The organism is Streptomyces fradiae ATCC 10745 = DSM 40063 (assembly GCF_008704425.1).
GTDB classification, from domain to species: domain Bacteria; phylum Actinomycetota; class Actinomycetes; order Streptomycetales; family Streptomycetaceae; genus Streptomyces; species Streptomyces fradiae.
On record NZ_CP023696.1, the window covers coordinates 1,679,499 to 1,705,181 of the forward strand.

General features: G+C 76.3%; 18 protein-coding genes and 2 pseudogenes. 15 read left to right on the forward strand and 5 right to left on the reverse strand.

What is annotated here, in order from left to right; translation table 11 throughout:
• Positions 1 to 146: 146 nt before the first annotated feature.
• Positions 147 to 899: pseudogene (locus CP974_RS07420) on the reverse strand (hypothetical protein); the annotation flags it as partial.
• A gap of 69 nt (positions 900 to 968) precedes the next feature.
• Here CP974_RS07420 and CP974_RS07425 point away from each other — a divergent pair.
• From CP974_RS07425 to CP974_RS07455, 7 genes are all read left to right on the forward strand, one after another.
• Complete coding sequence (locus tag CP974_RS07425; protein WP_223844532.1) at positions 969 to 1,781, forward strand: adenosylcobinamide-GDP ribazoletransferase; 813 nt, start codon at positions 969 to 971, stop codon at positions 1,779 to 1,781.
• 460 nt (positions 1,782 to 2,241) lie between these two features.
• Positions 2,242 to 3,762, forward strand: coding sequence for a leucyl aminopeptidase (locus CP974_RS07430; protein WP_031135946.1), 1,521 nt, complete (start codon positions 2,242 to 2,244; stop codon positions 3,760 to 3,762).
• 319 nt (positions 3,763 to 4,081) lie between these two features.
• Positions 4,082 to 5,470 carry a dihydrolipoyl dehydrogenase gene (gene lpdA / locus CP974_RS07435; protein WP_031135944.1) on the forward strand — a complete coding sequence of 463 codons (1,389 nt, stop codon included), beginning with the start codon at positions 4,082 to 4,084 and terminating at the stop codon, positions 5,468 to 5,470.
• A 58-nt stretch (positions 5,471 to 5,528) separates the two neighbouring features.
• Positions 5,529 to 7,409, forward strand: a complete 1,881-nt coding sequence (sucB, locus tag CP974_RS07440; RefSeq protein ID WP_085921205.1) for a 2-oxoglutarate dehydrogenase, E2 component, dihydrolipoamide succinyltransferase — start codon at positions 5,529 to 5,531, stop codon at positions 7,407 to 7,409.
• A gap of 167 nt (positions 7,410 to 7,576) precedes the next feature.
• On the forward strand, positions 7,577 to 8,206 hold the full coding sequence (locus CP974_RS07445) for a GntR family transcriptional regulator (RefSeq protein ID WP_031137543.1): 630 nt from the start codon (positions 7,577 to 7,579) through the stop codon (positions 8,204 to 8,206).
• Between the two features lie 669 nt (positions 8,207 to 8,875).
• Positions 8,876 to 11,569, forward strand: coding sequence for a pyruvate dehydrogenase (acetyl-transferring), homodimeric type (gene aceE, locus CP974_RS07450; protein WP_031137545.1), 2,694 nt, complete (start codon positions 8,876 to 8,878; stop codon positions 11,567 to 11,569).
• A gap of 167 nt (positions 11,570 to 11,736) precedes the next feature.
• The gene (locus tag CP974_RS07455) at positions 11,737 to 12,729 is read left to right on the forward strand and encodes a helix-turn-helix transcriptional regulator (RefSeq protein ID WP_031137547.1); all 993 of its coding nucleotides are present in this window, start codon (positions 11,737 to 11,739) and stop codon (positions 12,727 to 12,729) included.
• Between the two features lie 187 nt (positions 12,730 to 12,916).
• Here the strand turns inward: CP974_RS07455 and CP974_RS07460 are convergent, their stop codons facing one another.
• Positions 12,917 to 13,864, reverse strand: a complete 948-nt coding sequence (locus CP974_RS07460; protein WP_031137549.1) for an SDR family oxidoreductase — start codon at positions 13,862 to 13,864, stop codon at positions 12,917 to 12,919.
• Positions 13,865 to 14,162: 298 nt separating this feature from the next.
• Between CP974_RS07460 and CP974_RS07470 the strand changes: the two genes are divergently transcribed.
• Together CP974_RS07470 and CP974_RS07475 are read left to right on the forward strand one after the other, a co-directional pair.
• The gene (locus tag CP974_RS07470) at positions 14,163 to 14,681 is read left to right on the forward strand and encodes a DUF4240 domain-containing protein (RefSeq protein WP_031137550.1); all 519 of its coding nucleotides are present in this window, start codon (positions 14,163 to 14,165) and stop codon (positions 14,679 to 14,681) included.
• Positions 14,682 to 14,827: 146 nt separating this feature from the next.
• Entirely contained in the window at positions 14,828 to 15,085 is a 258-nt protein-coding gene (locus tag CP974_RS07475; protein ID WP_031137552.1) for a hypothetical protein, read from the forward strand.
• A gap of 73 nt (positions 15,086 to 15,158) precedes the next feature.
• Here the strand turns inward: CP974_RS07475 and CP974_RS07480 are convergent, their stop codons facing one another.
• A complete protein-coding gene (locus CP974_RS07480; protein WP_031137554.1) occupies positions 15,159 to 15,653 on the reverse strand; it encodes a GNAT family N-acetyltransferase in 495 nt (164 codons plus the stop codon).
• A 34-nt stretch (positions 15,654 to 15,687) separates the two neighbouring features.
• Between CP974_RS07480 and CP974_RS07485 the strand changes: the two genes are divergently transcribed.
• From CP974_RS07485 to CP974_RS30945, 3 genes and pseudogenes are all read left to right on the forward strand, one after another.
• Positions 15,688 to 16,620, forward strand: coding sequence for a TIGR01777 family oxidoreductase (locus tag CP974_RS07485; protein ID WP_031137556.1), 933 nt, complete (start codon positions 15,688 to 15,690; stop codon positions 16,618 to 16,620).
• 1,141 nt (positions 16,621 to 17,761) lie between these two features.
• Complete coding sequence (locus tag CP974_RS07490; RefSeq protein ID WP_031137558.1) at positions 17,762 to 19,054, forward strand: NAD(P)/FAD-dependent oxidoreductase; 1,293 nt, start codon at positions 17,762 to 17,764, stop codon at positions 19,052 to 19,054.
• Positions 19,055 to 19,149: 95 nt separating this feature from the next.
• Positions 19,150 to 19,281: pseudogene (locus tag CP974_RS30945) on the forward strand (MerR family DNA-binding transcriptional regulator); the annotation flags it as partial.
• Positions 19,282 to 19,816: 535 nt separating this feature from the next.
• Here the strand turns inward: CP974_RS30945 and CP974_RS07500 are convergent.
• Positions 19,817 to 21,568 carry an NsdA family TPR-like regulatory protein gene (locus CP974_RS07500; RefSeq protein ID WP_085921478.1) on the reverse strand — a complete coding sequence of 584 codons (1,752 nt, stop codon included), beginning with the start codon at positions 21,566 to 21,568 and terminating at the stop codon, positions 19,817 to 19,819.
• Between the two features lie 392 nt (positions 21,569 to 21,960).
• Here CP974_RS07500 and lipB point away from each other — a divergent pair, with 392 nt between their 5' ends.
• From lipB to CP974_RS07515, 3 genes are all read left to right on the forward strand, one after another.
• Positions 21,961 to 22,875: a lipoyl(octanoyl) transferase LipB gene (gene lipB, locus CP974_RS07505; protein ID WP_051839891.1), complete on the forward strand. Its 915-nt coding sequence runs from the start codon at positions 21,961 to 21,963 to the stop codon at positions 22,873 to 22,875.
• A 117-nt stretch (positions 22,876 to 22,992) separates the two neighbouring features.
• Positions 22,993 to 23,961 (forward strand): lipoyl synthase, encoded by a 969-nt coding sequence (gene lipA, locus CP974_RS07510; protein ID WP_031135306.1) that lies wholly within the window; start codon positions 22,993 to 22,995, stop codon positions 23,959 to 23,961.
• 207 nt (positions 23,962 to 24,168) lie between these two features.
• On the forward strand, positions 24,169 to 24,876 hold the full coding sequence (locus tag CP974_RS07515; RefSeq protein WP_031135304.1) for a DUF4191 domain-containing protein: 708 nt from the start codon (positions 24,169 to 24,171) through the stop codon (positions 24,874 to 24,876).
• 289 nt (positions 24,877 to 25,165) lie between these two features.
• Here the strand turns inward: CP974_RS07515 and CP974_RS07520 are convergent, their stop codons facing one another.
• Complete coding sequence (locus CP974_RS07520; RefSeq protein ID WP_031135302.1) at positions 25,166 to 25,636, reverse strand: RDD family protein; 471 nt, start codon at positions 25,634 to 25,636, stop codon at positions 25,166 to 25,168.
• Positions 25,637 to 25,683 lie beyond the last annotated feature (47 nt).

The window sequence follows — 25,683 nt, forward strand, 5'->3', positions numbered from 1 at the left end:
GTACCCGGCGGAGGCCCGCCCCGGCCGGTGGCGCCGTCCGCGCCGGGCGGGGACGCACCCGTCCGCGCGCCGCCCGAACCGTCCGGGCCGCCCGCGCCGTCCGCGCCGCCCGCCTCGACCGCGCCGCCCGCGTCGTCCGCCCCGTCCGGGGGCCTGGCCGGCCGTACGGGGTCCGGGGTGCCCGCGATCAGTTCCTGGAAGCCGCGGCCGAGCCACGCCCAGCGCCGGTCGTGGCGGTCGGCGCGCCGCCGCGCGCGGGAGCGGGCGCGCGGCCTGCGCCGGTAGAAGCGCCGCGCCCAGGGCGAGTCCGGGCGGGCCAGCCGCACCGCGCCGACCACGGCGACGAGCGGCACCAGCGTCCCGATGACCGCCGTGCGGAGCTTGCCCTTCACCAGGGCGACCACCACGAAGAGCAGGTTCACCACGACGGTGAGGAGCACGTTCAGCCGGTCGCGCCGCTCCTCCGGCGTCAGCTCGTCGACGCCCAGCGGCGCCGCGCCGCTCAGGACCAGGGCCACCAGCGCGGTGGTCAGGACGACCGCCTCCACGCTCTGGCGGCCCTGCTCGGTCCAGTACACGTCGGCGAGGTGCAGGATCAGCGCGAACTCGTCCAGCACCAGCCCCGCCCCGACCCCGAACACCACCGCGCAGACGGCGGCGGCCACCTGCCCCTGCGCGCCGATCGCGCCGAAACCCCCGATCAGGGTGAGGACGACGCCGGGCACCACGTGGTGGATGTGGACGCCGCCGGTGCTGACGTCGCGGAACGGGCCCCGCCCGGCGCGGATCAGGCGGGTGACGGTGCGGGTGACGAGGAAGGTCGCCACGAAGGAGGCCAGCGCCAGCAGCAGCGGGAGCTTGCCGGGCTCCACGATGTCCCGCATGAACCAGTGACCCATGCCACCCCGTCCGCGATGAGGCGTTTTGCGGCAATCTACCGGGCCGGGCGGTGCCCGGCAGCGGCTAGTGTGCGCGCGGTGACCACCACCGACCCGCTCCCCCGCTTCCACGGACCGCGCTTCGCCTTCGGCACGCTCACCGTCCTGCCCGCGCGGGTCGCCCGCTGGGACCGGGACGCCGCCCGGGGCGGGATGCTCTGCGCGCCGTTCGCCGGGCTCGTCGTGGGCGGCTGCGCCGCGGCGGCCGGCGTCCTGCTCCTGCTGCTCGGCGCGGGCCCGCTGCTCGCCGCCGTCGCCTCGGCGGCCGTACCGGCCGTGCTGACCCGCGGCCTCCACCTCGACGGCCTGGCCGACACGGCCGACGGGCTGGGCAGCGCCCGGCCGGCCGAGGAGGCGCTGCGGATCATGAAGCGGTCGGACATCGGGCCGTTCGGCGTGGTCACCCTGGTCTTCGTCCTGCTGGCCCAGGTGGCGGCGCTGTACGAGCTGTACGGGCAGGGGTGGGCGCGCGGCGCGGTCGCGGCCGTGGTGGCGGGCACCGTCGCGCGGCTGGCGCTCACCCTCGCCTGCCGCACCGGTGTCCCGGCGGCCCGCCCCGAGGGGCTGGGCGCGGTGGTGGCGGGCACCGTGCCGGCGCGGGCCGCGCTGGCGGCCGGGGTGCTGGTGGCGGCGGGGTGCGCGGGCGCCGGGGCGCTGGCGGGGGCGCCCGCGACCGCGTACGGCGCCGGGGCGCATCTGGGGGGCGCGCTGGTGGCGCTCGCCGCGGCCGAGGCGCTGCTGCGCCGGTGCGTGCGCAGGTTCGGCGGGGTGACCGGGGACGTCTTCGGCGCGGTCGCGGAGACGGCGGCGACCGCCGCCCTGGTGGTCCTGGCCCTGGGCTGACGGCCGGCCGGGCGGCCGTCGGCACGGCCGCCGACGGCTGTGCGTACGGCTCCCGGCGGCACCACGCCCGCCGCGCGGCCGCCACCGCCCGGCCGGGCTTCCGGCGGCAACCGCGGGGCGTTCCGGGACCGTGCCGGAGAACGCAGGCGCCTCGTCCGGGAGGAGCACGCCCCGGTGCGCGCGGTGCGGCGGGCGAACGCGGCGGCCCGGCGCGGGACGCGGCACGGGCCCGGCCCTGCGGGCGGCTCCCCGGGAGGTGGGCCCGGACCGGCCCCGGCGGGCCCGGACCCGCCCGCGCGGCCGGCCCCCGGACGGGTGAACGCCCGCCCCCGTGAGCGGAGCGTCTACGCGCGCGTAGGCTCGTCCCGCCACGCGGGAGGGGCGGACATACCATGCGGCGGGCACGGTCGGCCCACCCCTCGACCGCCAGACGACTCAACGGAAGCGAGAATTCACCACCGTGACTGCTCTCACTCTCAGCACCACCGGTGCCGCGACGCTGCGCGCCGACGCCCTCGTGGTCGGTGTCGCCAAGGCCGCGGACGGCGGCAAGGGCCTCGTCCTCGCCCCGGGCGCCGAGGCCGTGGACTCGGCGTTCGACGGGAAGCTCGCCGCCGTCCTGGAGACCCTCGGCGCGGCCGGCGCCGAGGGCGAGGTGACCAAGGTGCCCTCCCCGAGCGGCCTGAAGGCCCCGCTCGTGCTCGCCGTCGGCCTCGGCCAGGCGCCGGAGAAGGACGAGGCGTACGGCGCCGAGGCGCTGCGCCGCGCCGCCGGCTCGGCCGCCCGCGCCCTGTCCGGCGTCAAGAAGGCCGGCTTCGCGCTGCCCGTGGAGGCGGCGGAGGACGTCGCCGCGGTCGCGGAGGGCGCGCTGCTCGGCGCGTACGCCTTCACCGCGTACCAGGAGCGCGGCAAGGACGCCAAGGGCCCCCTCGGCGAGGTCGCCGTGCTCGGCGCCAAGCCGCGCGACAAGGCCGCCAAGGCCGCCGCGGAGCGCGCGCTCGCGCTGGCGGAGGAGGTCAACCGCGCCCGCGACCTGATCAACACCCCGCCCAACGACCTGACCCCCGAGGCGTTCGCCGCCGTCGCCACCGCGGCGGGCAAGGAGAACGGCCTCAAGGTCCAGGTCCTGGACGAGAAGGCGCTCGCCAAGGGCGGCTACGGCGGCATCCTCGGCGTCGGCGCCGGCTCCGCCAACCCGCCCCGCCTGGTGAAGCTGGCCTACACCCACCCGGACGCGGAGAAGACCCTCGCCCTGGTCGGCAAGGGCATCACCTACGACTCGGGCGGCATCTCCCTGAAGCCGGCCGGCCACAACGAGACCATGAAGTGCGACATGAGCGGCGCCGCCGCCGTGTTCGCCGCGGTCGTGGCCGTGGCCCGGCTGGGCCTGCCGGTCAACGTCACCGGCTGGCTGGCCCTCGCTGAGAACATGCCGTCCGGCACGGCCACCCGCCCCGGTGACGTGCTGCGCATGTACAGCGGCAAGACCGTCGAGGTGCTCAACACCGACGCCGAGGGCCGCCTGGTCCTGGCCGACGCGCTGACCCGCGCCTCGGAGGAGGCCCCGGACGCGATCGTGGACGTGGCGACCCTGACCGGCGCCATGGTCCTCGCGCTCGGCAACCGCACGTTCGGCGTCATGGCGAACGACGACGCGTTCCGCACCGCGGTCCACGAGACCGCCGAGGAGGTCGGCGAGCAGTCCTGGCCGATGCCGCTCCCGGCGGACCTGCGCAAGGGCATGGACTCCCCCACCGCCGACATCGCCAACATGGGCGAGCGCATGGGCGGCGGCCTGGTGGCCGGCCTGTTCCTGAAGGAGTTCGTCGGCGAGGGCATCACCTGGGCGCACCTGGACATCGCCGGCCCGGCCTTCAACGAGTCCGGCCCGTACGGCTACACCCCGAAGGGCGGTACCGGTTCGGCGGTCCGCACCCTGGTGCGGCTGGCGGAGCGCACCGCCGAGGGCGACCTGGGCTGACGCCCGGACGGTCCCGGGGAGGGCTGCCGGGCCTCAGGGGAGGGCCGGCAGCGATGGGACCACACGGCGAGGCCGCCGGGAGCACATCCCGGCGCGGCCCCGGAAGAGCGGCCCCGGACGTCACCCGTCCGGGGCCGCCCGCGTGCCGGCGGCACGTCTCAGGGACCGGCCCCGCGTCCCGCACCGCCGCGACAAGTGCGAAGATGGGTGACCGGCAGGACAGGGCCCCCACCACAGGGCCGAAGAGACAGCGGCCGAACACCAGCCGCCGCCAGTCATCGAGGACCGGCGACCGGCGCATATGCATGGAGGACGTGACGTGGCGAACGACGCCAGCACCGTTTTCGACCTAGTGATCCTCGGCGGTGGCAGTGGCGGTTACGCCGCGGCTCTGCGAGGTGCGCAGCTTGGCCTGGACGTCGCACTCATCGAGAAGAACAAGCTCGGCGGCACCTGCCTGCACAACGGCTGCATCCCCACCAAGGCCCTGCTCCACGCCGGGGAGATCGCGGACCAGGCCCGCGAGGCGGAACAGTTCGGTGTCAGGACCTCCTTCGAGGGCATCGACATCAAGGGCGTCCACAAGTACAAGGACGACGTGATCGCCGGCCTGTACAAGGGCCTGCAGGGCCTGGTCGCCTCCCGCAAGGTGACGTACATCGAGGGCGAGGGCCGGCTGTCCTCCCCGACCTCCGTGGACGTGAACGGCCAGCGTGTCGAGGGCCGCCACGTGCTGCTCGCCACGGGTTCCGTGCCGAAGTCGCTGCCCGGCCTGGAGATCGACGGCAACCGGATCCTGTCCTCGGACCACGCGCTGACCCTGGACCGCGTCCCGGAGTCCGCGATCATCCTCGGCGGCGGCGTCATCGGCGTCGAGTTCGCCTCCGCGTGGAAGTCCTTCGGGACCGACGTCACGATCGTCGAGGGCCTCAAGCACCTGGTCCCGGTCGAGGACGAGAACAGCTCGAAGCTGCTGGAGCGCGCCTTCCGCAAGCGCGGCATCAAGTTCAGCCTCGGCACGTTCTTCCAGAGCGCCGAGTACACCGAGAACGGCGTCAAGGTCACCCTGGCGGACGGCAAGACGTTCGAGGCCGAGGTGCTGCTGGTCGCGATCGGCCGCGGCCCGGTCTCCCAGGGTCTGGGCTACGAGGAGCAGGGCGTCGCCATGGACCGCGGCTACGTCCTGGTCGACGAGTACATGCGCACCAACGTGCCGACGATCTCGGCCGTGGGCGACCTCGTCCCCACCCTCCAGCTCGCGCACGTCGGCTTCGCCGAGGGCATCCTGGTCGCGGAGCGCCTGGCCGGCCTGAAGCCCGTGCCGATCGACTACGACGGCGTGCCGCGGGTGACGTACTGCCACCCCGAGGTCGCCTCCGTGGGCATCACCGAGGCGAAGGCCAAGGAGGTCTACGGCGCGGACAAGGTCGTCGCGCTGAAGTACAACCTCGCGGGCAACGGCAAGAGCAAGATCCTGAAGACCGCGGGCGAGATCAAGCTCGTCCAGGTCAAGGACGGTGCCGTGGTCGGTGTCCACATGGTCGGTGACCGCATGGGCGAGCAGGTCGGCGAGGCCCAGCTCATCTACAACTGGGAGGCCCTGCCCGCCGAGGTGGCGCAGCTCATCCACGCCCACCCGACGCAGAACGAGGCGCTCGGCGAGGCCCACCTGGCGCTCGCGGGCAAGCCCCTCCACTCCCACGACTGACGCCAGTCACCGGGCGCGACCACTTACCGCACACGTTTCGTTAGGAGCAAGTGAAACCATGCCGGTTTCCGTAACCCTGCCGGCGCTCGGCGAGAGCGTCACCGAGGGCACCGTCACCCGCTGGCTGAAGGCCGAGGGCGAGCGGGTCGAGGCCGACGAGCCGCTGCTCGAGGTCTCCACCGACAAGGTCGACACCGAGATCCCCGCACCCGCCTCCGGCGTGCTGACCTCCATCAAGGTCGCCGAGGACGAGACCGTCGAGGTCGGCGCCGAGCTGGCCGTCATCGACGACGGCTCGGGCGCCTCCGCCGAGGCCCCGGCCGCCGAGGAGGCCCCGGCCCAGGCCGCCGCCCCCGCGCCGGCCGCCGAGCAGGCCCCGGCCGCCGCCCCGGCCCCGGCGCAGGAGGCCCCGCAGGCCGCCCCGTCGACCGAGGCCGCCGCCCCCGCCCCCGCCCCGACCGCCGAGGCCGCCTCCGGCGGCGCTTCGGCCGAGGGCACCGACGTCGTCCTGCCCGCGCTGGGCGAGTCGGTCACCGAGGGCACCGTCACCCGCTGGCTGAAGCAGGTCGGCGACTCCGTCGAGGCCGACGAGCCGCTGCTCGAGGTCTCCACGGACAAGGTCGACACCGAGATCCCCGCCCCCACCTCCGGCACCCTGCTGGAGATCACCGTGGGTGAGGACGAGACCGCCGAGGTCGGCGCCAAGCTGGGTGTCATCGGTGCCGCCGGTGCCGCTCCGGCCGCCGCCCCCGCCCCGGCCGCCCCGGCGCCCGCCGAGGCCCCGGCTCCGGCGCCCGCCCCGGCCCCGGCCCCGGCCGCCCCGGCCGAGGCTCCGGCGCCCGCTCCGGCCCCGGCCGCCCCCGCGCAGCCGGCCCCCGCGGCCCAGCCCGCACAGCCCGCCCCGGCCCCGGCCGCCCCGGCCCCGGCCCCGGCCGCTGCGGCTCCGGCCGCCCCGGCTCCGGCCGCCTCGGCGCAGGCCGCCGCTCCCGCCGCCGCCCAGGCGACGGACGAGGGCGCCTACGTGACCCCGCTGGTGCGCAAGCTCGCCTCCGAGCACGCGGTCGACCTGGCGTCCGTCAAGGGCACCGGCGTCGGCGGGCGCATCCGCAAGCAGGACGTCCTGGCCGCCGCCGAGGCCGCCAAGGCCCCCGCCCCGGCCGCTCCGGCCGCCGCCGCGGCCCCGGCCGCCAAGGCCCCGGCGCAGGAGGCGTCCCCGCTGCGCGGCCAGACGGTCAAGATGACCCGCATGCGCAAGGTCATCGGCGACAACATGATGAAGGCGCTGCACGGCCAGGCGCAGCTCTCCTCCGTCGTCGAGGTCGACATCACCAAGCTGATGCGCCTGCGCGGCCGTGCGAAGGACGCCTTCGCCGCCCGCGAGGGCGTCAAGCTCTCCCCGATGCCGTTCTTCGTCAAGGCGGCGGCCCAGGCGCTGAAGGCCCACCCGGTCATCAACGCCCGGATCAACGAGGACGAGGGCACCATCACGTACTTCGACTCGGAGAACATCGGCATCGCCGTGGACTCCGAGAAGGGTCTGATGACGCCGGTCATCAAGGGCGCGGGCGACCTGAACATCGCCGGCATCGCCAAGGCCACGGCCGACCTGGCCGCCAAGGTCCGGGCCAGCAAGATCACCCCGGACGAGCTGGCGGGCGCGACCTTCACCATCAGCAACACCGGTTCGCGCGGCGCGCTGTTCGACACGATCATCGTCCCGCCGAACCAGGTCGCCATCCTGGGCATCGGCGCCACGGTGAAGCGCCCGGTCGTCGTCGACCACCCGGAGCTCGGCGAGACCATCGCCGTGCGCCACATGACGTACCTGACCCTGTCGTACGACCACCGCCTGGTCGACGGCGCGGACGCCGCCCGCTACCTGACCGCCGTCAAGGCGATCCTGGAGGCCGGCGAGTTCGAGGTCGACCTCGGCCTGTAGGCCCCACCGGCAGGCCGTACGTCCAACGCGGCGCCCCCGCCCGGCAGTTGCCCGGCGCGGGGGCGCCGTCGTCGTGCCGGGCGGCCCGCGCCCGGCGGGTGCGCGGGACCGGGCGGAATAATGGCGGCACGGCGTCGACCGCCTCGGCAGCGAAGGAGCCCCCTCCCATGACCACCCCGTCCCCCGTCGTGCACTCGCTGCGGGAACAGATCCGCGAGCACATCGTGGAGGGCATCGTCAGCGGCCGCTGGAAGCCGGGAGAGCGGATCGTGGAGCGCCGGATCGCCACGGAGCTGCAGGTCAGCCAGACGCCGGTACGGGAGGCGCTGCGGGAGCTGGAGAGCCTGCGGCTGATCGAGTCGGCGCCGAACAAGGGCGTCCGGGTGCGCAACCTGACGGCGGCGGACCTGGAGGAGTCGTACCCGGTGCGGGCGGGCCTGGAGCAGATCGCCGCCGAGCTGGCGGCCGAGCGGCTGGCGGAGGACTGCTCGGCGCTGGAGCCGCACGTGGCGGCGCTGTACGAGGCGGACGCGCACGGCGACGGCACCGGGCAGGTGCGGCACACGGTGGCCTTCCACCGGGAGCTGGTGCGGGCCGCGCACAACGCGGTGCTGCTGCACACGTGGGAGGGGCTGGGCATCGAGGTGTTCACCGCCCTGTCGATCCGCTGGCTCGGCACGGTGCAGAAGGAGTACGCGCAGGAGCACCAGGACCTGGTGGAGGCGTTCCGGCGGCGCGACCCGGAGATCGGCGCGCTCGTCAAGGCGCACGTCCTCGGCTGCGCGCCCCGCGCGTAACCCGACGCGACCGGCCGGGCCCGGCGTCGCGGCCCCCGCGCCCACCCCGGACCGGACAGGCGGCCCCCGTACGCGCCCCCGACCGGACAGACGGTCCCTGGACGCGCCCCGGACCGGACAGACGGCTCTGGCGGGCCCCGGCGCCGTGCGATGGACGGCGCCCGAGCGAGGCCCGGACCAGACGGACGGGACCCGTCGGCGACCGCGGCCAGACGGACGGGACTCGTCGGCGACCCCGGCCAGACGGACGGCCCCGCACGTGGCCCCGGCCCGGACGGACGGCCCCCGCGCGTGGCCCCACCGGCCGGACGGGCCCCGCGCACCGCCCGGCTGGGGCGGACCTCGGCGCCCCGCCGCACCGGCGCCCCCGCCCGGCAGCGCGGGTGGACGGCCCCCTCGGACGCCGCCCCGGCGCAGCGGCACACCCCGCTCATCCTAGGGTGAGCGCGCTCACACGATCACTTTCACCTAAGAAAGCACGGCACCCGGTGCCCGAAAGTATGGCACCCGATGCCTACTTTGCCCCGTGGCATAAGATTTTGCCGTTGACCCTTTGATCGATCATCGATCACGGCCTTACAGTCGTCGGCGGGCTCCACCAGAGTCCCCCTCGCCCTGTCCTGCCAAAGACCAAGGGCTCCACCCCTTCGACTCCGGAAGGCGGCGACTATGACCGACCCCACCCGCATCCAGCCGAGCGAGCTCGACCAGCTCCCGGACCGCGACCCCGAGGAGACCGCCGAGTGGCGGGCCTCGCTCGACGCCGTGGCCGCCGCGGCCGGGCCGCACCGTGCCGCGTACCTGATGCGCCGCACCCTGGAGCGGGCCCAGGACGCCGGTCTGGCGCTGCCGAAGCTGCTCGAGACGGACTACGTCAACACCATCCCGACCGCCGCCGAGGCCGGTTACGGCTTCGACGGCGACGACGAGCTGGAAGCCCGGATCACCGCGTGGAACCGGTGGAACGCCGCCGCCATGGTGACCCGCGGCTCCAAGTACGGCGTCGGCGGCCACATCGCCACCTTCGCCTCCGCCGCCTGGCTCTACGAGACGGGCTTCAACCACTTCTTCCAGGGCAAGGAGCGGGACGGCTCGGGCGACCAGCTGTTCATCCAGGGCCACGCCTCCCCCGGCATCTACGCCCGCGCCTTCCTCGACGGCCGCCTCACCGAGGCGCACCTCGACAACTTCCGCCAGGAGGCCGCCGGCAACGGCCTGCCCTCCTACCCGCACCCGCGGCGCCTGCCGTGGCTGTGGGAGTTCCCGACCGTCTCCATGGGCCTCGGCCCGCTCTCCGCGATCTACCAGGCGCGCTTCAACCGGTACCTGACCCACCGCGGCATCAAGGACGTCTCCGCCTCGCACGTGTGGGCGTTCCTCGGCGACGGCGAGATGGACGAGCCCGAGTCGACCGCGGCCCTCGCCCTGGCCGCCCGCGAGGGCCTGGACAACCTGACCTTCGTCGTCAACTGCAACCTGCAGCGCCTCGACGGCCCGGTCCGCGCCAACTTCAAGATCGTGCAGGAGCTGGAGGCCCAGTTCCGCGGCGCCGGCTGGAACGTCGTCAAGACCCTGTGGGGCACCGCCTGGGACGAGCTGTTCCGGCTCGACACGACCGGCGCCCTCGTCCGCCGCCTCCGCGAGGTCCCGGACGCGCAGGTCCAGACGTACCAGACGCGTGACGCGGCCTACATCCGCGAGGACTTCTTCGGCAAGGACCCGGCGCTCGCCGAGATGGCGAAGCTGCTGTCCGACGACAAGATCATCGAGTGCTTCCACTCCTCGCGCGGCGGCCACGAGTCCCGCAAGGTCTTCGCCGCGTACAAGGCCGCGCTGAGCCACAAGGGCGCGCCGACCGTGATCCTCGCCCAGACCGTCAAGGGCCACACCCTCGGCAAGGGCTTCGCGTCCAAGAACGCCAACCACCAGATGAAGAAGCTGACGGTGGACGAGTTCAAGGAGATGCGCGACCGCCTCGGCCTGCCCATCCCCGACAGCGCCTTCGCCGACGGCCGGGTGCCGTACGGCCACCCCGGCGCCGACGCCCCCGAGGTGCGCTACCTGCACGAGCGCCGCGCCGCGCTCGGCGGCCCCGCCCCGGCCCGCCGCGTCCACCCGGCGGCGGCGCTGCCGGCCCCGGCGGAGAAGGCGTTCACCGCGTTCGACAAGGGCTCCGGCTCGCAGTCCGTCGCCACCACCATGGCGTTCGTGCGCCTGGTGAAGGACCTGGTCCGCGACAAGGAGACCGGCAGGCGCTGGGTGCCGATCGTCCCCGACGAGGCCCGCACCTTCGGCATGGAGTCGCTCTTCCCGTCGCTCGGCATCTACTCGCCGAAGGGGCAGACGTACGAGCCGGTCGACCGCGACCAGCTGATGTACTACAAGGAGGCCGTCAACGGCCAGATCCTGAACGAGGGCATCACCGAGGCCGGCTCCATGGCCGACTTCATCGCCGCGTCCACCGCGTACTCCACGCACGGCGAGCCGATGATCCCGTTCTACATCTTCTACTCGATGTTCGGCTGGCAGCGGACCGCCGACCAGATGTGGCAGCTCGGCGACCAGCTCGGCCGCGGCTTCCTCGTCGGCGCCACCGCCGGCCGCACCACCCTGACCGGTGAGGGGCTCCAGCACGCGGACGGCCACTCCCCCGTCATCGCGGCGACCAACCCGGCGGCGCTGACGTACGACCCGGCCTTCGCCTACGAGGTCGCGGTGATCGTCAAGGAGGGTCTGCGCCGGATGTACGGCGAGGGCGCCCCGGGCGAGGACCCGAACGTCTTCTACTACCTGACCGTCTACAACGAGCCCATGCCGCAGCCGGCCAAGCCGGCCGTCCCCGGCATCGACGAGGGCATCGTCAAGGGCCTGTACCGGTTCAAGGAGGGCTCGGGCGCCGAGGGCGCGCCGCGCACCCAGCTCCTCGCCTCCGGCACGGCGATCCACTGGGCGCTGGACGCGCAGCGGATGCTGGCCGAGGAGTGGGGCGTCACCGCCGACGTGTGGTCCGCGACCTCCTGGACGGAGCTGCGGCGCGACGCGCTGGAGGCCGACGCGGCGCTGCTGCGCGGCGAGGAGCGCGTGCCGTACGTACGCCAGGCGCTGGCCGACGCGCCGGGTCCGGTACTGGCGGTCAGCGACTACATGCGGCAGGTCCCGGACCAGATCGCGCAGTGGGTCGAGCAGGACTACTCGTCGCTGGGTGCCGACGGCTTCGGCCTGTCGGACACCCGCGAGGCGGCCCGCCGCCACTTCGGGGTGGACGCCCCGTCGATCGTGGTGGCCGCGCTGGCCCAGCTCGCCCGCCGCGGCGAGGTCCCGGCCTCCGCGGTGAAGGACGCCCGCGAGCGGTACGGCCTGTAGGCCCCGGCCCGGGGGGCCGCCCCCGGACCTCGTGCCCGCCGGCCCCCGTGCCCGCCGGCTTTCGTGCCCGCCGGCTTTCGTGCCCCCGGTCGCCGTCGTGTGCGGCGGCCGGGGGCACGGCCGTATCCGGGGCCGTCCCCGCGCGGACGGCGGGGCATCATGGCGGGATGCGTGCCGCTCGTCTGATCCGGATGGTGCTGTTGCTCCAGTCCCGGCCCTCCATGACCGCCGCCGAACTCGCCGCCGAGCTGGAGGTCTCGGAGCGCACGGTGCTCAGGGACGCGCTGGCGCTCTCCGAGGCGGGCGTCCCCGTGTACGCGGACCGGGGGCGCGGCGGCGGCTACCGGCTCGTGGGCGGGTACCGGACCCGGCTGACCGGGCTGGCCCGCGGCGAGGCGGAGGCCCTGTTCCTGTCGGGTGTGCCGGGGGCGCTGCGGGAGATGGGGCTTCAGGACGCGGCGTCGGCGGCCCGGCTGAAGGTGTCGGCGGCGCTGCTGCCGTCGCTGCGGGACGCGCCGGAGTCGGCGGCGCAGCGCTTCCACCTGGACGCGCCGGGCTGGTACCAGGAGCCGCAGGCGCCGCCGCTGCTGCCGGCCGTGGCGGAGGCCGTGTGGGGCGACCGGCTGCTGGACGCCCGCTACCGGCGCGGCGACGCCGAGGTGGAGCGGGTGCTCGCCCCGTACGGGCTCGTGCTGAAGGCGGGGGTCTGGTACCTGTGCGCCCGGTCCGGGGATGCGGTGCGGGTGTACCGCGTGGACCGGTTCACGCGGGTGGCGGCGCGCGAGGAGCGGTTCGAGCGGGACGCGGCGTTCGACCTGCCGGGGTTCTGGGAGGCGAGGGCCGCCGAGTTCGCGCGGTCGCTGCTGCGGGCGTCCGTCGTGGTCCGGCTGACGGAGGCGGGGGCGCGCGCCCTGCCGTACGTGACGGACCGGGCGGCGGCGCGGGAGGCGCTGGAGGCGGCCGGGCCGCCGGACCCGGCCGGGCGGGTGACGGTGGCCCTGCCGGTGGAGTCCGAGGACGTGGCGTTCGGGCAGCTGCTGGGCCTGGGGCCGGAGGCCGAGGTGCTGGAGCCGCCCTCGCTGCGGGAGCGGTTCGCGGGGGCGGTGGCGCGGATGGCGGAGCTGTACGGGGGGCGCGGGGCGGGGCCGGGAGCCGGCTGAACCGGGCACCCCGGCCCCGCCCCCCGTACGCCGGCACCCGGCCAGCCTCGGCACCCGGCCGTCCTCGGCACCCGGCAGTCCTCGGCACCCGGCCGTCCTCGACATCCGGCCGTCCTCGGCGGGGTGCCGAGGGTCCCGCCGTCCTCGGCGCCCGGCCGCCGTCAGCGGTCAGCGGTCACCGATCCGGTCACCGGTAGTCGTCGGCGGACCCGTCCTTGCCGCCGTGGACCACGTCCCGGAAGTAGCCCCAGGCGTCGGGGCGCGACCCGTCGGCGTCGGTGAAGCCGTACTCCCGCGCGAGCTGCCCGCTGTTCAGCGACTGCCCGTTCCAGCGGTGCCTGTCCGGGTCGGCGGCGAGCGCGGCGACGGCCCGGCCGACGTAGACGGGCGACTCGGCGATGGCGAAGTGCGGCTCCCGCGCGCACGCGTCGCGCCAATTCTCCTCCCGTACGCCGAAGTGGTCGAGCATCTCCTCCGAGCGGAGGAACCCGGGCGTGAGGGCGACCGCCGTGCCGCCGACGTCCTCCAGGTCGTGGGCGAGGCCGAAGGCCATCCGGAGGGGGGCGGTCTTGGCGAGGTCGAAGTAGAACTGCTCGCGGAAGCGCTGGTTGTACTCGGCGGTGCCGTCCGTCATCTCCACGACGAGCCCGCCGGGGCGGCGCACCAGCAGCGGCAGGGCGACGCTGCTGGTGATGGCGTGGGTGCGTACGCCGAGGTCGAGCATGTGCAGGCCCGTGTCGAGGTCGATGTCCCACATCTTCGCGTCCCACGTGGGGAGGAGCAGGTGGTCGCCGCCCCAGCAGCTGTTGACCAGCACGTCGAGGCGGCCCTGCTCGGCGTCGATCCGGGCGACCAGCGCGCGGACCCGGTCCGGCACGAGGTGGTCGGTGGGGACGGCCACGCCCCGGCCGCCGGCCGCGGTGACCAGGTCGGCGGTGTCCTCGATGGTCTCGGTGGCCCTGCCGACCTCGCTGACGCGGTCGCGGGTGGTGCGCCCGGTCACGTACACGGTGGCGCCGGCGGCGCCGAGCTGCACGGCGATGGCGCGGCCCGCGCCGCGGGTGGCACCGGCGACGAGGGCGACGGTACCGGCGAGGGGGCGGTTCTCCTGCTGGGTGGTGGTGTTCGTCGTCATGGGGCCGACCGTGCCACCCAAAGGCGACATCCTCTGTCGGGATTCCCGTGCCGCCTTCGAGCGTCCTTCCTTCGGCCGGTCGTTGCCTCGGCGGTACCCACGCCGGTGGGCCCCCGCCCCCGGCCCTCCCCTGCCCCCCCCCCCCCCCGGTCCGCCCCCGGTGCTCTGCCGTTGCTCCCGCTGCCTCCCGGTGCTCCCGGTGCTCCCGTGCTCTCCCGCCTCTGCCGGCCGCCCCCGGCCACCCCGGCCGCTTCCTCGGCATGCGCGGTCCCCCGTCACGCCGGATGCTGGTCCCGTGATGGACGAGACGGAGTTCTGGGAGATCGTCGACTCGACCCGCGAGGCCGCCGAGGGCGACCCGGACGACCACGCCGAGCTGCTGGTGGAGCACCTGGTGCGGCTCGACCCGGACGCCGTGCTGGACTTCGCCCGCCACTTCGAGGCCCGCTTCCAGCGCACGTACACCTGGGACCTGTGGGCGGCCGCCGCGGTCCTGCTGGGCGGGGCCGGGGAGGACGCCTTCGACGCGTTCCGGTGCTGGCTGATCGGCCGGGGCCGGGAGGTGTTCGAGGGCGCGGTGCACGACCCGGAGGCGCTCGCCGAGCTGCTGGAGGACTTCGACCCGGCGGTGGACGGGGACGGGGAGGAGATCGGCTTCGCGGCGGACGAGGCGTACGAGGCGCTGACCGGCGTGGAGACACCCGACCTGGGGCTCGCCCCGCCGCCCCCCGAACCGGTGGGCGACCCGCTCGACGTGACCGACGACTCCACCCTGGCGGAGCGCCTGCCCCGCCTGTGGGACCGCTTCGGCGGGTAGGCGCACCGGGCCCGGGCGCCGCACGGGGCCCGGAGTCCGGCGTTCCGGGGGTCCGGCCCCGGACGCGGGCCGGCACGTGCCATGATGCGGATCCGTGCCCCCGGCCGTGCGGGGCCGGCCGCCGCCCCGCCAGCGAGGAGCCCGACATGACCACCGGTCCCGCGGACAGCCCCGCGTCCCTCTACGGTCCCGTCTCCCTCGTCATGGGCGTGCTCGCCCTGGCCGCCGCCGTGTTCGCCGGCTTCGTCGGCATCTCGATCCCGTTCCTGTTCGGCGCCCTCGCCGTCACCTTCGGGCTCCTCGGCCTGGCGCGCGGGCTCCACCGGGGTCAGTGCGCCGCCGGCTCGGTCACCGGGGCCGTGGCCGTGCTCTACCCGCTCGTCCTCGCAGGCGCGCTGGGCTGACCCGGTTCACGGACCCGCGCGGGCGCCCTCCCTCCGCCCGGAACGCCGGAGCGCCGGAGCGCCGGACCCGCCGTCACGTCGTGAGCGACCGCCCCATGAACACGTCGTCCACGTAGGCCCCGTCGAGCAGGAACTCCCCCGGCAGGACCCCCTCGACGGCGAAGCCCTCGGAGGCGTACAGGGCGCGCGCGGGCGCGTTGTGCCCGAGGACGCGCAGGGTGAGGCGGGTCGCTCCCCGGCGGCGCGCCTCGTCGCAGGCGGCGCGCAGCAGGGCGCGTGCCAGGCCCCGCCCGCGCGCCTCCTCGGCGACGGCGAGGCCCTGGATCTGCCGTACGTGCCTGTTGCAGGCGAGGCGGGTGGGGAAGCCGAGCCTGATGTACCCCACGGGCCCCGCGCCGAGGTCCGCGACCAGGTAGTCCTCGGGCCGGTGGTCGGCGTCGAAGAACGGGTCGAACGGCGGCTGCGGGCGCGGCGTCACGGCGTGCCGCGTCGACCAGGTGGCGTGGTCGAGCAGACTCAGGGCGTCGGCGTCGTCGGGCCGCGCGGCGCGTATCGGAGACGGGATCATGGCCGCCACTGTGCCACGGGGGCAGGATGTGGTCATGTCTCTTTCCGCGGGCCCGTCCCGCCCCTCCCCGTCCCCCCGCCCGCGGGTCGCCGTCACCGGCGCGGGCGGACTGATCGGTTCCGCCCTGGTGCGCTCCCTGCGGGCGGACGGGCACGAGGTCGTACGGCTGGTGCGCCGCCCGCCGCGCGGCGCCGACGAGGTCGAATGGGACCCGAAGCGGCAGTACGTGGACGTGGCCGGGCTGGCCGGCTGCGACGCCGTCGTCCATCTGGCGGGCGCCGGGGTGGGCGACCGGCGCTGGTCGGAGGCGTACAAGCGGGAGATCCGCGACAGCCGGGTGCTCGGTACGGCCGCCATCGCCGAGGCGGTGGCGGCCCTGGACGTACCGCCGCGCGTCCTGGTGTGCGGGTCGGCCATCGGCTACTACGGCGACACGGGCACCCGCGCGGTGGACGAGTCCGCCCCGGCGGGGCACGGGTTCCTGCCGTCGGTGTGCGTGGAGTGGGAGGAGGCGGCCGCGGCGGCCGAGGAGGCCGGGATCCGCGTCGCCTTCGCCCGTACGGGTCTGGTGGTCGCCGCGCGGGGCGGCGCGTGGGGGCGGCTGTTCCCGCTGTTCCGCGCGGGACTGGGCGGGCGGCTGGGGGACGGCCGCCAGTACTGGAGCTTCATCGCCCTGCACGACGAGGTGGCCGCGCTGCGGCACCTGGTGGACACCCCGGACCTGGCGGGCCCGGTGAACCTCACCGCTCCGGAGCCGGTCACCAACCGGGAGGTGACGGCCGCGATGAGCCGCGTCCTGCACCGCCCGGCCGTGCTCCACGTCCCGGCGCCCGCGCTGCGGCTGGCGCTCGGCGGCTTCGCCGAGGACGTGCTGGGCAGCCAGCGGGTCCTGCCGCGCCGCCTGCTGGAGTCGGGCTTCCGCTTCGCGTTCCCGACGGTGGAGTCGGCGATCCGCGCCGCCGCGTGACGAGGCCCGTCCCGCTCCGGGTTCCCTGATCCGGACCGAGCGGCCGGCTCCCGCTCGCGCTCGGCAGGGCCGGGGCGCGGGCCCGCCGGTCGCTCCGGCCTGGCGGGCCCCCGGCCACGCCCCCGGCCGGGCCGGGCCACCGCACCAGGCAGGCCCTCCCCCCGGGCCCACCAGTCCGCCCCACCAGCCAGGCCCCCCGGCCCCATCAGGCAGGCCCCCCGGCCAGGCCGTACCCGGCCGCCTCCGGCCGGACGGAGCGGCTCCGCCCCGGCGCACCCTCCACGCGGGGGGCGCGGGGCCCCGCCGAACACGCGCTCGGGCAGCACCGGGGCTCCCGCCTCGACCGGCCCGCCCCGGCCGCCCCACGGGTGCCGCTTCCGCCGTCCCGCCCCGGCCGGGCGCGGCCGGGCGCGCCGGGGCGGGCCCCCGGCGACGTGAGACCACCCCACCGCTCCAGCCCGGGCCAGGGGACCGGACCCGGTACGCCGTGCAACGCGCGTCTTGCGCCGTGCCCCGCGCGCCGTGCGCCGGCCCGAGGAACCGGGCTCGCCTCGGTGCCCCTCGCGCCCATCCGGTGGCCCCCGCCCCGCCGCCGTCGCCCTCCCCGGCGCCTCGGCCGGTCGGCGCGTAGGCCGGTCGGCGCGTAGGCCGGTCGGCGCGTAGGCCGGGCCGCGCGTAGGCAGGGCCGCGCCTCGGCCGGTCGGGGGCACGCCTCCTCCGGCCGCCCCCGGCCGTGAGCCCCCTGCCCGGCCCCGGTGCCGTCGTCGGCCCAGGGCCCTGCCGGCACCACCCGCCTCGCCGGGCACCCCGGCCGTGGACGCGCCCGTTCGGCGCGCTCCCTCCGCACCCGCATCGGTGCGCCTCCCCCGCCCGCGCGGTGCGGCCGGTGCTTCCGGCGCACGCCTTCGCCCCTCCCCCTCCGGGCGGGTGCCGCGGGTCCCGCCGGAACGGCACGGGTGTGCGACCTCCGTGCTCCGGTGACCCCCGGCACGCGCGACTCCCGTTCTCCGGCGGACGGGCCTAAGCTCTGGCCCCGCCCCGGCCGCCGGGAGGCGTGCCCGGGCAGGGTGCCCGGGCATTCCGGCGGCCCGTCCAGGGCATGAGCCACCCACACACCGAACCGTCACCCGGGGAGGGTCACGTGCTCAGTACCGCAGACCACGCGGACGTCGTCATCGTCGGAGCCGGCCTCGCGGGGCTGGCCGCGGCTCACCATCTGACCGGTGCGGGACTCTCCGTGCGGGTCCTGGAGTCCGCCCCGCGGGTCGGCGGGCGGATGGCCACCGACGACGTCGACGGGTTCCGGCTCGACCGCGTCGGGCCGCTGCTCACCGCGCCGTACCCGGAGCCGCTGCGCGTCGCCGGGGTGGACGCGGGCGCCCTGCGCCGGTTCCAGCCGGGCGTGCTGGTGCACAGCGCCGGGCGGCTGCACCGCACGGGGGAGGTCCGCGGCGGCCCGCGGGGGCCGCTCACCCGCGCGCGGGCGCTCGCCGGCGGCCCCCGGCCGCTGGACCAGGCGCGCCTCGGCGCCTCGCTGGCCCGCCTCGCCGGGACCCCCACGGACCGGCTGCTGGCCCGCCGGGAGCGCCCCGCCTCGGAGGCCCTGGCCGCCCGCGGGCTGCCGGCGCGCACGGTCGCCACGTTCGTACGGCCGCTGCTGAGCGCCCTGCTCGGCGACCCGGAGCTGACGACGTCCAGCCGGTGCGCCGACCTGGCGCTGCGCGGGTTCGCGCGGGGGCGGCTGTGCGTACCGGCGGGCGGGGCCGCGCGGCTGCCGGAGCGGCTGGCGGCGGCCCTCCCGGCGGGGACGGTCCGCACCGGGGTGCGGGTCAAGGACGCGTCGATCAGTCGGGTCGTCACGGCGGAGCACGGCGAGATCACCTGCCGGTCGCTGGTCGTCGCGACGGGCGCGCGGGCGGCGGCGGAGCTGCTGCCGGGGCTGCGCGTGCCGGGCTTCCACCCGGTGACGGTCCTCCACCACACCGCGCCCGTCACCCCGCTGGCGGCGCCGGCGCTGGTGCTGGACGCCGACCGGTCGGGACCCGTGTCGCACACGGCGGTGATGAGCGAGGTGGACCCGGCGCGGGCGCCCGGCGGCCGGGTGCTGATCACCTCCACGGTGCTCGGCCCGCCCCCCGAGGAGCTGGAGGCACGCGTACGGCTCCACCTGGCGGCGCTGTACGGGACGGGGACGGGCGACTGGGAGCTGCTGGCGGTGCGCCACGACCCGGAGGCCGTGCCCGCCATGCCGGCCCCGCACGACCTGCGGCGCCCGGTGCGGCTGCTGGCGGGCCTGTACGTGTGCGGCGACCACCGGGACGTCAGCTCCCCGCAGGGCGCCCTCCGCTCCGGCCGCCGGGCGGCCCAGGCGATCCTCCGGGACCTCGGCGTGCCCCCGGCCGCCCCGGCCGCGGAGGACGGACGGGCGGCCTGACCGGGCCCGCGCGCCCCGCACCGCGCCGGGCGCGCACGGCCGGACACGCCCGGCTGGACCGGGAGCGCGCCGAACTCGCCGCCGTACGCGAGGCCATGGGCGCCCTGCCGGCCGGGCGGCTCCCCGCCCAGGGCGTGCCCCGGCACCCGCTGCGCATCGGCGAGGCCGCGCGCGCCCTGGGGGTGAAGCCGCCCGTCCTGCGGCTGTGGGAGGCCCGCGGACTGCTGCGCCCTCACGGGGGGGACGGGCGGTCCGCCCATGCGGCCGTGAGCCCGGTCCCGCCCCGGGCTGACCCCGCGGTGGGGCCCCGGCCGACCGCCCGGACGCCTGTGCACGGAGGAGCGCCGGGCCCGATCCCGCGCGGTGCCCCCAGCACGTTCCGCGGAGTCCCGCTCCCGGGCCGGCGGGGGCCGAACCGCCCGGTGCCCCACGTGTTCGGGACGCCCTCTTCCCGGGCGCCTTGTGTGCGAGCACCCCGCCAGGCCCTCGCTGGAGGCGCCCCGCGGCCTCACCGGCCCGCCCCGCCACATCCGTACGCGTCCCCGCGTCCGCGCCGTCCCGGCCGCCCGCGACACCGGCTCCGCTCCCGCCCCGGCCCGTACGCGGGGCCCACAGGCAGCACCCGCACCACCCACCCCGCAGCGCACGGGCCGCCGGGCCACCACCACCCCGCAGGCACGGGCCGCCGGGCCGCCGGGCATCCGCACGGGGCCGCCTCCGCCCACCGGGGCGCCCCTCAGCGGAGCGCCCCGGTGCACCGGATCAGTCCAGCGCGGCCACGCGCTCGCGGTAGGTCCGCACCGGAACCGCGTCCCGGTGGGCCTCCAGCCGCCGCTCGAAGTCCCGCACGTACTCGTCGGCGCGCGCGGACCGCATGTCCGCCGCCTGCCGGGCCGCCTCCGCGCCCAGCACGCACGCCTGCTCCAGCTCACCCAGCGCCAGCCGGGCCGTGGCCAGGACGGCCTTGCAGAAGGCGCGGCTGCGGGCGTGCCCCGGCGGGTACAGCCGCAGCGCCCGCTCCGCGTACTGCGCGGCGGCCCGGTGCTGCTGGAGGTCCCGGTGGCAGTGCGCGGCCTCGTCGGCGAGCTGGGCCTCGCCGAAGGCCCGCGCCCACGGCGGCACCTCCTCGCCCGGCCGGGTGGCCTCCAGCGCCCGCTCGGCCCGCACGAGCGAGGACGCGCAGGCCCGCCCCTCCCCCAGGACGGCGTGCCCCCGCGCCTCCACCGCGTGCAGCAGCGCCTGGACGGCCTGGGGCGCCGCCTGCCCCGCGCCCTGCTGGGCGACGCGCGCGAGCTGCACGGCCTCCCGCCCGTGGCCCAGGTACACGGCCTGGCGGCTCATCGTGACCAGGACGTACGAGCCGTAGGCCCGGTCGCCCGCCGCCTGCGACAGCCGCAGGGCCTGCACGAAGTACCGCTGGGCCAGCCCGTGCGCGCCGATGTCGTACGACGTCCACCCGGCCAGCCGGGTCAGGTCGGCGACCGCGCCGAAGAGCCTGCGCCCGATCACCTCCCCGTAGCTGCCGCGCAGCATGGGCTCGGCCTCGTGCTCCAGGTACCGGACGAGGGCCTGCCGCGCGTGCCCGCCGCCGTAGGCGTGGTCCAGGGTGCGGAACAGCTCGCCCACCGAGCGGAGCGCGGCGATGTCCCCCGCGGTGACCCGCATCCCGGGACCGCTCTCGCCGCCGCGCCGGCGGGACGCCGGGGCGGGGTCGCCGGCCGGGTCGGGGGCGGCGGGGCCGTGGTGCCCGGACCGGGCCGCGGGGACGGTCCGGCCGGCCGTGCCCGCCTGCGGGTACCCGCCCGCGGCCGGCGTCCCACCAGGGACGCCCGGCAGACCGCCCGAGCCGCCCGAGCCGCCCGGACCGCCCGGCAGACCGCCCGAGCCGCCCGGACCGCCTCCCGGGCCGACGCGGTGCGGGCCGGCCGCCCGGCCCGCACCGGGCCCGCCGAGGCCACCGCCGCCGGGCCCGCCGAGGCCCGGCGGGCGCCCCTGGGCGGGGACGCGGCCCGGCGCGAGGGGCGCGCCGGGGGCGGGCGGGGCGGCGTCCGCCCGCTCCCCGCGGCCGACGTGCTCGTCGGCCCGGCCGATGAGCCAGTCGCGGCTGGGCACCACCAGCCCCGCCGGTGTGAACGCGATCTTCCGCAGCTCGGTGTGGCTGCCGGAGTCCTTGCGCCACAGGCCGCTGACGATGTCGACGGCCTCCTCGGGCGTGGCGGCGAACTCCAGGCCCGCGTAGACGGGCGCGCAGGCGTCGAGGCCCAGGTCCTGGGCCGACAGCCGCCGCCCGAGGCGCCGGGTGAAGACCTCGGCGATCAGCGCGGGGGTGGTGCCGCGCGGCTGCTGGCCGCGCAGCCACCTCGTGACGGAGGTCTTGTCGTAGCGGAGGTCGAGTCCGTGCTCGAGGCCGAGCTGATCCACCCGTCTGGCAAGACCTGCGTTGGAGAACCCGGCTTCCGCGATCAGGGCGGCGAGCTGGCGGTTGGGGTTGCGCTGCGGGGGTCGATCCGTCATCAGCTGTGCGGTCTCCTGCCTTCCGGGCCGGGGTCGGCCCCGTTGGAACGGCGCGAATTTAGCCGTCCCCGACGCCGTTACCACCGCCTTCGCCCCACGTTCATCCGTTCGTGTGAGGCTCCCTCCCGGCGGTGACGCCGGACCCCTCTCCCCCGCGGCCCGGCGCGCTTCCGCCCCGCGCCCCCGCACACCGCCCCCCTCGGCCCCCGCGCACCCACCGGCGCGCGCCCCGCCGCCACCCCCGCGAACCGGCCTGACCAGCGCCTCACCGCTCCGGCGCGGGCGGCGCGCCGCCCCCGCGCCCGCCCGGCCCCGAAGCCCGCCGGAGCCGCTCCCCGGCGGCGGCCGTACAGTGGCAGGGGCGTGACGCGCATTTCTAGGGAGACGGTGCCGTGAGCGAGCTGCGATTCGTCCATCTGGGGTTCGGAGAGGACGCCGTGGACTACCGGGAGGCGTGGGAGAAGCAGCGCGAGGTCCACGCCGCCCGCTTCGCGGACGAGGTCCCCGACACCTGCCTGCTGCTGGAGCACCCGCCCGTGTACACGGCGGGGCGGCGCACCGAGGAGAGCGAGCGCCCCCTCGACGGCACGCCGGTCGTGGACGTGGACCGGGGCGGCAAGATCACCTGGCACGGCCCCGGCCAGCTCGTGGGCTACCCGATCCTGAAGCTGCCCCGCCCGGTGGACGTCGTCGCGCACGTGCGGCGGCTGGAGGAGGCGCTGATCCGCACGGCGGCGGAGTTCGGCCTGGCCACCACCCGGATCGAGGGCCGCAGCGGTGTGTGGGTGCTCGGCGACCCGGTGGAGGAGCGCCCCTCCTACGGCGGGCTGTCGCTGGACTTCGACCCGAGGCTGACCGACGAGGAGTTCGACCCGCGCCTCAGCGGCCCCGAGTACGCCCCGTCCAACGCCGGGCAGCGCCGGGAGGACCGCAAGCTGGCGGCCATCGGCATCCGCGTCGCGAAGGGCGTCACGATGCACGGCTTCGCGCTGAACGTGAACCCGGACAACACCTGGTTCGACCGGATCGTCCCCTGCGGCATCCGGGACGCGGGCGTCACCTCGCTCGCGAACGAGCTGGGCCGCGACGTCACGATCGCGGAGGTCCTGCCGGTGGCGGAGCGCCATCTGCGGGAGGTGCTGGAGAACGCGGAGCCCAGGCCCCGCGAGGTCGACCGGACGCCCGGCGTGCCCGTACGCTCGCCCGGCGGCGCACCGGCGGACGCCGTGCCGGCCGCGGCGGCCGCCGGGGGGACCGGGGCAGCCGATGCGGCCGGGCCGGCGCCGCGGGGGGCGGTCACCGCCTGACCACCGCAGACGTGGGGGAATGCGTCCCGCTGGCCGGAGGTTGGCCAGTCGTAAGGCCGCACTTTTGACGGGCGTACCCTGGTGTTCGCCGAAGAATCGAAGCCGTAGGAGCCAGCCGTGTCCGCAGTCGCACCCGACGGACGCAAGATGCTGCGCCTGGAGGTCCGGAACAGCCAGACCCCCATCGAGCGCAAGCCCGAGTGGATCAAGACGCGGGCGAAGATGGGCCCGGAGTACAACCAGCTCCAGAAGCTCGTCAAGAGCGAGGGCCTGCACACGGTCTGCCAGGAGGCGGGCTGTCCCAACATCTTCGAGTGCTGGGAGGACCGCGAGGCCACGTTCCTCATCGGCGGCGACCAGTGCACGCGGCGCTGCGACTTCTGCCAGATCGACACCGGCAAGCCGCAGGCCCTCGACCGCGACGAGCCGCGCCGCGTCGGCGAGTCCGTCGTGGCGATGGACCTGAACTACGCCACGATCACCGGCGTCGCCCGCGACGACCTGGAGGACGGCGGCGCCTGGCTGTACGCGGAGACCGTGCGGCAGATCCACGCGATGACCGCCGACCGCGAGGGCGGCCACACCAAGGTCGAGCTGCTGATCCCCGACTTCAACGCGGTGCCGGAGCAGCTCGCCGAGGTCTTCTCGTCCCGCCCCGAGGTGCTCGCGCACAACGTGGAGACGGTGCCCCGCATCTTCAAGCGGATCCGCCCCGGCTTCCGCTACGAGCGGTCGCTGGAGGTCATCACGCGGGCGCGCGAGGCCGGTCTGGTGACCAAGTCGAACCTGATCCTCGGCATGGGCGAGACCCGTGAGGAGATCAGCGAGGCGCTGCACGACCTGCACGAGGCCGGTTGCGAGCTGATCACCATCACCCAGTACCTGCGTCCGTCCGTGCGCCACCACCCGGTGGAGCGGTGGGTGAAGCCGCAGGAGTTCGTGGAGCTGCAGGAGGAGGCCGAGGAGATCGGCTACTCCGGTGTCATGTCGGGCCCGCTGGTCCGCTCCTCGTACCGCGCCGGCCGGCTGTTCCAGCAGGCCATGGAGGCGCGCGGCGCGTCGGCAAAGGCCGCCCCGGCGGTGTGACCCCGCGCCGCGGGGCGGTACGGCCGCCGCGGCGGTGCGATACGGCCCGGTGGCCGATGCGTGGGCCGGGGTCCGGCGGGCGGAGGCCCGCCGGACCCCGGCGTACGGACGGCGCCGGGCCGTCCGCGTACGGGCCCCGCGGCCCCCGCGGGGCCGTACGGGAGGCCGCGGCGAGCCGGGCGGCGCCGGACACGTAAACTTCAGAGCATGGCGAGGAAGTCGAATTCAGACAGCGGTGACGCCGCTGCGAACCCCGGGCGACTGAAGCAGATCGCTCTGACGTACAAGATGACCCGGCGGAGCGACCCGAAGGTCGGGCTCGTCATCGCGGGCGTGGGTATCGTCGTGTTCGGCGCCCTCCTCGGGATCGGCTTCCTGATCGGGCACCCGGTCTACCTGGGCATCCTGGGCTTCCTGCTGGCCTTCCTCGCGATGGCGATCGTCTTCGGGCGGCGGGCCGAGCGGGCTGCCTTCGGGCAGATGGAGGGCCAGCCGGGCGCCGCCGCGGCCGTCCTGCAGAACGTGGGCCGCGGCTGGACGACCACCCCGGCGGTGGCGATGAACCGCAGCCAGGACGTGATCCACCGGGCGGTCGGGCGGGCCGGCATCGTCCTGGTCGCCGAGGGCAACCCGAACCGGCTCAAGAGCCTGCTCGCGGCCGAGAAGAAGCGGATGGCCCGGATCGTGGTGGACGTGCCGGTGCACGACATCGTCGTCGGCGACGGCGAGGGCCAGGTGCCGCTGAAGAAGGTCCGCACGACGATGCTGAAGCTGCCGCGCGTGCTGACCGCGGCGCAGGTCACGTCGGTCAACGACCGGCTGCGGGCCATGGGCGACCTGATGAGCAACATGCCGATTCCGAAGGGTCCCATGCCGAAGGGCATGCGCATGCCGCGCGGCGGGAAGATGCGCTGACACGATCCGACCGGAAAGGGAGGGGGCGACCGCGATGACGCGGTCGCCCCCTCCCCGCTCGCACGCCCGTACGCGCGTATTCCCGTACGTGTCTGCACGTCCTTCGGGCACCGCCGTGCGCCGGGCCGACCGGCGCCGCGTCCGGTGCCGCTCGCGCGCGCAGGCCGCCGTCCGGCCCGTGCCCCCGTCCTCCGGTACCGCGTCCGGCACCCGGCCGACGGGCCGACCGGCACCCGGCCGACGGGCCGTCCGGCGCCCGGACCGGCACCCGGCCGGAGGGCCGGCCGGGCTACATCATCCGCACCTGGACCGCGCGGGCGAGCCGGTCGTGGAGGCCGCGGCCGTCGCGGTCCCAGATCAGGGCCGGGATCGCCAGGCACAGCAGGGCCGTGCGGACGGCGGCGCGGCCGAAACCGAGGCGCTGCCCGTCCTCGGCGATGACGCGCAGCCCGAGGAGCCGCTTGCCGGGCGTGCTGCCGACGGTGCCCACGGTGAGGAGGCCGAGGACGAACAGCACGCCCAGGGCCCAGTTCCCCGACGCGCTCCAGTCACCTCGGGTGATCAGCCCGTATGCGATGAGCATGCACAGCGACCAGTCGACGAAGAGGGCGCCGAAGCGCCGCCCGAGGGGCGCGACGGAACCGGGGCCCTCCTCCGGCAGCCCGAGCCGCTCGCCGCGGTAGCCGAAGTCGGCGCCCATCTCCTCGGCCGCCGCGCGGGGGCCGGAGAGCCACGATCCGATGACATGCCTGTTGTCCACCCGTACACGGTACTGCGGCCCTCCGCGATCACCGCGGGCCGGGCCGG

Excerpts from the sequence above, each read along its gene's own strand:
- CP974_RS07515 (WP_031135304.1), top strand. The coding sequence starts at position 24,169 with ATGGCGAGGAAGTCGAATTCAGACAGCGGTGACGCCGCTGCGAACCCC.
- CP974_RS07455 (WP_031137547.1), top strand. The coding sequence starts at position 11,737 with ATGCGTGCCGCTCGTCTGATCCGGATGGTGCTGTTGCTCCAGTCCCGG.
- CP974_RS07500 (WP_085921478.1), bottom strand. The coding sequence starts at position 21,568 with ATGACGGATCGACCCCCGCAGCGCAACCCCAACCGCCAGCTCGCCGCC.
- sucB (WP_085921205.1), top strand. The coding sequence starts at position 5,529 with ATGCCGGTTTCCGTAACCCTGCCGGCGCTCGGCGAGAGCGTCACCGAG.
- CP974_RS07475 (WP_031137552.1), top strand. The coding sequence starts at position 14,828 with ATGACCACCGGTCCCGCGGACAGCCCCGCGTCCCTCTACGGTCCCGTC.
- CP974_RS07470 (WP_031137550.1), top strand. The coding sequence starts at position 14,163 with ATGGACGAGACGGAGTTCTGGGAGATCGTCGACTCGACCCGCGAGGCC.
- CP974_RS07480 (WP_031137554.1), bottom strand. The coding sequence starts at position 15,653 with ATGATCCCGTCTCCGATACGCGCCGCGCGGCCCGACGACGCCGACGCC.
- aceE (WP_031137545.1), top strand. The coding sequence starts at position 8,876 with ATGACCGACCCCACCCGCATCCAGCCGAGCGAGCTCGACCAGCTCCCG.
- CP974_RS07485 (WP_031137556.1), top strand. The coding sequence starts at position 15,688 with ATGTCTCTTTCCGCGGGCCCGTCCCGCCCCTCCCCGTCCCCCCGCCCG.
- CP974_RS07445 (WP_031137543.1), top strand. The coding sequence starts at position 7,577 with ATGACCACCCCGTCCCCCGTCGTGCACTCGCTGCGGGAACAGATCCGC.
- CP974_RS07460 (WP_031137549.1), bottom strand. The coding sequence starts at position 13,864 with ATGACGACGAACACCACCACCCAGCAGGAGAACCGCCCCCTCGCCGGT.